The 642-nt window shown below is 66.5% G+C and carries 1 protein-coding gene; it reads left to right on the forward strand.

Features of this window, described 5'->3' with window-relative positions:
* Positions 1 to 642: aminotransferase class III-fold pyridoxal phosphate-dependent enzyme (locus tag N878_RS24750; protein WP_021446156.1), on the forward strand; the 642-nt coding region annotated here is incomplete at both ends.

The following is a 642-nucleotide window of genomic DNA, read 5'->3' on the forward strand; positions in this document are numbered from 1 at the left end:
ATGCACGAGCAGGGCGACCTGCCGATCCCCGGCATCGCCCATATCCCGCAGCCTTACTGGTTCGGCGAGGGGGGCGACAAGAGCCCGGACGAGTTCGGCCTGTGGGCCGCCGACCAGCTGGAGGCGAAGATTCTCGAGCTGGGCGTGGAGAATGTCGCCGCCTTTATCGCCGAGCCGATCCAGGGTGCCGGCGGCGTGATCATCCCGCCCGAGAGCTACTGGCCGCGGATCAAGGAAATCCTGGCCAAGTACGACATTTTGTTCGTCGCCGACGAGGTGATCTGCGGCTTCGGCCGTACCGGCCAGTGGTTCGGCAGCGACTACTACGGCCTCAAGCCCGATCTGATGACCATCGCCAAGGGCCTGACCTCGGGCTACGTGCCCATGGGCGGGCTGATCGTCAGCGACAAGGTGTTCGCGGCGATCGAGGCGCACGGCGACTTCAACCACGGCTTCACCTACTCCGGCCACCCGGTGGCGGCGGCGGTGGGCCTGGCCAACCTGCGCCTGCTCAAGGAAGAAGGCATAGTCGAGCGGGTCAGGACGGAAACGGCACCCTATTTGCAGCAACGTCTGCGCGAGCTGGCCGAGCATCCGCTGGTGGGCGAGGTGCGCGGTGTCGGCATGCTCGGCGCCATCGAG

The organism is Pseudomonas sp. EGD-AK9, from assembly GCF_000465935.2.
GTDB lineage: Bacteria > Pseudomonadota > Gammaproteobacteria > Pseudomonadales > Pseudomonadaceae > Aquipseudomonas.